General features: G+C 41.9%; 10 protein-coding genes. All 10 read left to right on the top strand.

Annotation, left to right across the window (positions count from 1 at the left end; all coding sequences use genetic code 11):
• A partial coding sequence (gene tuf, locus HN459_05155) for an elongation factor Tu (GenBank protein ID MBT3478833.1) occupies nucleotides 1-141 on the top strand: 141 nt, incomplete at its 5' end.
• Nucleotides 142-154: 13 nt separating this feature from the next.
• Nucleotides 155-463, top strand: a complete 309-nt coding sequence (gene rpsJ, locus HN459_05150; protein ID MBT3478832.1) for a 30S ribosomal protein S10 — start codon at nucleotides 155-157, stop codon at nucleotides 461-463.
• Between the two features lie 2 nt (nucleotides 464-465).
• The gene (gene rplC / locus HN459_05145; protein ID MBT3478831.1) at nucleotides 466-1,083 is read left to right on the top strand and encodes a 50S ribosomal protein L3; all 618 of its coding nucleotides are present in this window, start codon (nucleotides 466-468) and stop codon (nucleotides 1,081-1,083) included.
• A gap of 2 nt (nucleotides 1,084-1,085) precedes the next feature.
• Nucleotides 1,086-1,718: a 50S ribosomal protein L4 gene (gene rplD / locus HN459_05140; GenBank protein MBT3478830.1), complete on the top strand. Its 633-nt coding sequence runs from the start codon at nucleotides 1,086-1,088 to the stop codon at nucleotides 1,716-1,718.
• A complete protein-coding gene (gene rplW / locus HN459_05135; GenBank protein MBT3478829.1) occupies nucleotides 1,718-2,038 on the top strand; it encodes a 50S ribosomal protein L23 in 321 nt (106 codons plus the stop codon). Before rplD ends, rplW begins: the two co-directional genes overlap by 1 nt.
• Complete coding sequence (rplB, locus tag HN459_05130) at nucleotides 2,038-2,862, top strand: 50S ribosomal protein L2 (protein ID MBT3478828.1); 825 nt, start codon at nucleotides 2,038-2,040, stop codon at nucleotides 2,860-2,862. Before rplW ends, rplB begins: the two co-directional genes overlap by 1 nt.
• A 1-nt stretch (nucleotide 2,863) precedes the next feature.
• Nucleotides 2,864-3,133, top strand: a complete 270-nt coding sequence (gene rpsS / locus HN459_05125) for a 30S ribosomal protein S19 (GenBank protein ID MBT3478827.1) — start codon at nucleotides 2,864-2,866, stop codon at nucleotides 3,131-3,133.
• A 5-nt stretch (nucleotides 3,134-3,138) separates the two neighbouring features.
• A complete protein-coding gene (rplV, locus tag HN459_05120) occupies nucleotides 3,139-3,486 on the top strand; it encodes a 50S ribosomal protein L22 (protein MBT3478826.1) in 348 nt (115 codons plus the stop codon).
• Between the two features lie 10 nt (nucleotides 3,487-3,496).
• The gene (gene rpsC / locus HN459_05115) at nucleotides 3,497-4,123 is read left to right on the top strand and encodes a 30S ribosomal protein S3 (protein MBT3478825.1); all 627 of its coding nucleotides are present in this window, start codon (nucleotides 3,497-3,499) and stop codon (nucleotides 4,121-4,123) included.
• Between the two features lie 6 nt (nucleotides 4,124-4,129).
• Nucleotides 4,130-4,543: a 50S ribosomal protein L16 gene (rplP, locus tag HN459_05110; GenBank protein ID MBT3478824.1), complete on the top strand. Its 414-nt coding sequence runs from the start codon at nucleotides 4,130-4,132 to the stop codon at nucleotides 4,541-4,543.
• Nucleotides 4,544-4,642: the final 99 nt, after the last annotated feature.

Below are 4,642 nucleotides of genomic sequence, written 5' to 3'. Positions count from 1 at the left end.
GAGATGGTAATGCCGGGTGACAATGTAGAATTAGAAGTTGAATTGATTACACCAATCGCAATGAATAAAGAATTACGATTCGCTATTCGTGAAGGCGGCCATACTGTTGGCGCCGGTGTTGTCACTGAGATTGTAGAATAGTTAAGGATAAACTGTGGCTAAACAAACCATACGCATTAGTTTGAAGGCTTACGATCATTCATTGATCGATAAGTCCACGGAAAAAATCGTGAAAACTGCAAAATCTACCGGAGCTATTATTTCCGGACCGATACCACTACCTACCAAACGAACGATTTACACTGTACTGCGTTCGCCTTTCGTAGATAAGAAATCGCGTGAACAGTTTCAGACGAAAATTCATAAACGGTTAATTGATATTTTAAACTCAACACCCAAAACAGTAGAAGCATTGATGAAGCTTGATCTTCCTGCCGGTGTGGATATTGAGATTAAGGTTTAATCATGCGCGGTTTGATTGGTAAAAAGATTGGCATGACTCAGGTCTTCACTGACGGTGGAAAAGCTGTCCCCGTTACTGTTATAGAAGCTGGGCCATGTGTTGTTACACAAATTAAAACCAAAACCTCCGATGGTTATGACGCCATTCAGGTTGGATTTGGTGAAAGAAAAGCGAAGCATTCGAACAAAGCTTTGAATGGTCACTTTGAAAAAGCAGGTACAGAAGCTAAACGCGTTTTGGCTGAATTTGTACCGGTACCTGATTATGATTATAAAGCTGGTCAGTATTTTGGCGCTTCTTTATTTAAAGAAGGTGAATATGTTGATGTAGCTGGAACAACTAAAGGTCATGGTTTTTCAGGCGTGATGAAACGTCACGGTTTTGGTGGAGGTCCAAAAACTCACGGTCAAAGAGAACATCCTCGTTCAGCCGGTTCAATTGGTCAGGCGTCAGATCCGTCTCGTGTTTTTAAAGGTATGAAAATGGCCGGACAGTATGGTAATAAACGAATGACTGTTCGTAACCTCGAAGTTGTTTCTATTGACATGGATAAAAACCAAATTTTGTTAAAAGGCGCCGTTCCCGGAGCTAACAACGGAATTATTTACATTACGAAGTAAAAATGAAGTTAAATGTATTAAAGCAAGATGGTAGTAAAGGATCAGCCGTAACGGTTGATGATACGGTATTCGGTATCGTGCCAAACAAAAGTGTGGTTCACCAAGCTGTTGTTGCTGAGTTGGCTAACAGCCGTCAAGGAACCCATGCGTCTAAAAATCGCTCAGCAGTTCGTGGTGGCGGTCGTAAGCCATTTGCGCAAAAAGGTCGTGGTGCTGCCCGTGCAGGTACAATCCGTTCGCCTCTTTGGAAGGGTGGTGGTACTGTATTTGGTCCCCAGCCTCATGGTTACGAAACAAAAATGCCAAAGAAAATGAGACGATTAGCGCGTCGATCGGTTTTATCTCAACGCGCCAGTGATGGTGATCTAGTAGTCGTAGATGAAATTTCAGTTTCTGAAGCGAAAACTAAAAATTTCACTCAATTGCTAAGTGCATTGAGTCTTGAAGGAAAGAAAATATGTGTATTGGTTTCTTCCTATAATGAAAATGTTTTCTTATCAGCGCGTAATTTGCCAAACATTTATGTAACTGAAGCAACGTCTGCAAGTACATATGACCTGTTAGATTGTGAAATCCTATTGATTGAAAAAGCAGGATTATCAATGTTAAATGAACAATTAATGGTGAAGTCATAATGTCTTACCAAAAAACTATTATCCGCCCATTGTTTACTGAAAAAATGAGTCGTTTAGAAGAAACAGAAAGAAAGTACGCATTTCAGGTATCTAAAGGTGTGAACAAGATAGAGATTAAACGGGCGATCGAAGAAAAATTTGATGTCGAAGTAGAAAAGGTTGCTACTATGAACCGCCTTGGTAAAGAAAAGAACATGACGGTTCGCAGTGGAGGTCGTACAATCCGCACGCAAGGTAATCGCGCTAGCTGGAAAAAAGCAGTTATTACATTAAAAGAAGGCCAATCTATTGATCTTCTGAGAGGAGAATCGGCCGAATAATGGGAATAAGAGCCATAAAGCCGACCACTCCGGGTAACCGCTTTGCTTCCAGATCTGATTTCGCAGAAATCACCAAAAGTACACCTGAAAAAAGTTTAACGACTGCACTGCGCAAAACAGGTGGTCGAAATAATAAAGGAAGAATCACGGTGCGTCATCGTGGCGGCGGTCATCGTCGTCGTTATCGGATTATTGATTTTAAGCGTAATAAATTTGATATACCTGCAAAAGTTTCTTCTATTGAATATGATCCGAATCGTTCGGCAAACATCGCCCTTTTGTTTTATGCAGATGGAGAAAAGCGATATATACTCGCACCGTTTGGAATTAAGGTTGGTGATGATATTATATCAGGTGAAAGCGCACCACTGCGTATTGGTAATGCCTTGCCTGTCAGCAAAATAGCAACTGGTATGTTTGTTCATAATGTTGAATTAGAACCGGGTCGTGGTGGCCAGATGGTTCGTAGTGCTGGTGCAGCTGCCCAAGTGATGGCACATGACGGTGATTTCACCTCATTAAAACTGCCTTCCGGCGAAATTCGTCTCGTACGTAAAAATTGTTATGCAACCGTTGGTGAAGTTGGCAATAAATCCCATGAACAGATTGTTTCAGGAAAAGCTGGCCGAAGCCGTTGGTTAGGTAGGCGTCCAACCGTTCGTGGAGTTGTGATGAACCCTGTCGATCATCCACATGGTGGTGGAGAAGGAAAAACATCCGGTGGTCGTCATCCTGTATCCCCGTGGGGTCAGCCAACTAAAGGTTATAAGACACGGAAAAAGAATAAAAAATCCAATGATTATATTGTGAAGAGGAGAAAGTAGGATGGCCCGTTCCCTAAAAAAAGGACCATTTGTCGACGTCAAGCTTGAATTGAAAGTCGAGAAAATGAATGATAGTGGCAAGAAAAAGGTGATTAAAACCTGGTCACGCCGCTCAATGATTACACCTGATTTCGTAGGGCACACTTTCGCTGTTCATAACGGAAACAAATTTATACCGATTTTTATTTATGAAAATATGGTGGGGCATAAACTTGGTGAATTCGCTCCCACAAGAACATTTAGATTACATTCTGGTGACAGGAAGAAATAGTAAGTATGGAAGCTAAAGCAATAACCCGCCAAATTCGTCAGTCCCCGCGGAAAATCCGTATCGTTTTGGATGAAGTTCGCGGTCGTGATGTAGATGACGCATTAAACTACCTTCATTTTTCCAAAGCAAAAGCAGCAGTTCAGATTGAAAAAACAGTCCGATCTGCCGTGGCAAACTTGATGAATACCGCAGGCGACGTCGAGGTGAATCCTGATGATTTGCGCATTAAAGAATGCTATGCTGATGGCGGTCCACATATGAAAAGATTCCGTGCGGCTTCCATGGGGCGTATATCCAAACTAAACAAACCAACGGCGCATTTGACTGTCGTTGTGTCTGACGAGAAGAATTAAGGAGGCCGGATTGGGTCAAAAAACACATCCAGTAGGATTTAGACTTCAGGTCAAGAAAGGCTGGCGTTCCACATGGTTTGCTGGTAAATCTTTTGCGCCAGGGTTGGAAGAAGATGTAAGAATCCGAAAATATTTAAAAGCGCGATTACCTAATGCTGGTATTTCTCGTGTTGAAATTAGCCGTACAACGAAAACTGTTACGGTAACTATTCATACTGCTCGACCTGGTATTGTTATCGGTAAAGGCGGGGAAGAGGTCAAACGTTTGAAAGAAGAAATCAAACAGTTGACTGAAAGAAGTGTTCAAATTAATATTTCTGAAGTAAAGCGTCCTGAGTTGGATGCTGCGTTAGTTGGTTCTAATATAGCACACCAGTTGACTAAAAAAGTTTCATATCGTCGTGTTGTAAATAAAGTAATTCAATCCACCATGCGAATGGGAGCTGAAGGTATTCGTGTTAATGTGGCCGGCCGTTTGGGCGGATCTGAAATTGCACGGAGTGAGAAATTTTCCCAAGGACGCGTTCCTTTGCACACACTTCGCGCTGATATCGATTATGTCCTTACCGAAGCACATACTCAGTACGGTATCATAGGAATTAAAGTTTGGATATGTAACGGCGAATCGACTAGGTAATTATAAATGTTAGAACCTAAAAAAATTAAATTTCGCAGACACCATCGTGGCAACCGGAGAGGTATGGCCAAGGGTGGAGACTATGTTGCATTTGGCACCTACGGTTTAAAAGCTGTAGAAGCAGGGTGGGTTACTAGTCGCCAGATTGAGGCTTGCCGTATTTCAATCACCCGGGTGATTCGTAAGATTGGTAAAATGTGGATTCGCATTTTCCCGGATAAACCGATCACTAAGAAACCCGCTGAAACTCGTATGGGTAAAGGTAAGGGGTCTCCAGAATATTGGGTTGCCGTTGTAAAACCGGGACGAATTCTATTTGAAGTTGAGGGTGTTGATCGCGTTGGTGCTGAGGAAGCATTTCATAATGCCGCCCATAAGCTTCCGATTAAAACAAAAATTGTAGGTCGCAGAGAAGTCTGATGAAAAGACAAGAATTAAACGATTTATCGCTGGCAGATATTGAAACTAAATTACATGACAATCTTGAAGATTTGCAGAATTTACATTTTCAAAAAGCTT

Source organism: Candidatus Neomarinimicrobiota bacterium (assembly GCA_018647265.1).
In the GTDB taxonomy this organism is placed as follows: Bacteria; Fidelibacterota; Marinisomatia; order Marinisomatales; family TCS55; genus TCS55.
This window is presented reverse-complemented; position numbering and strand designations above follow the sequence as displayed.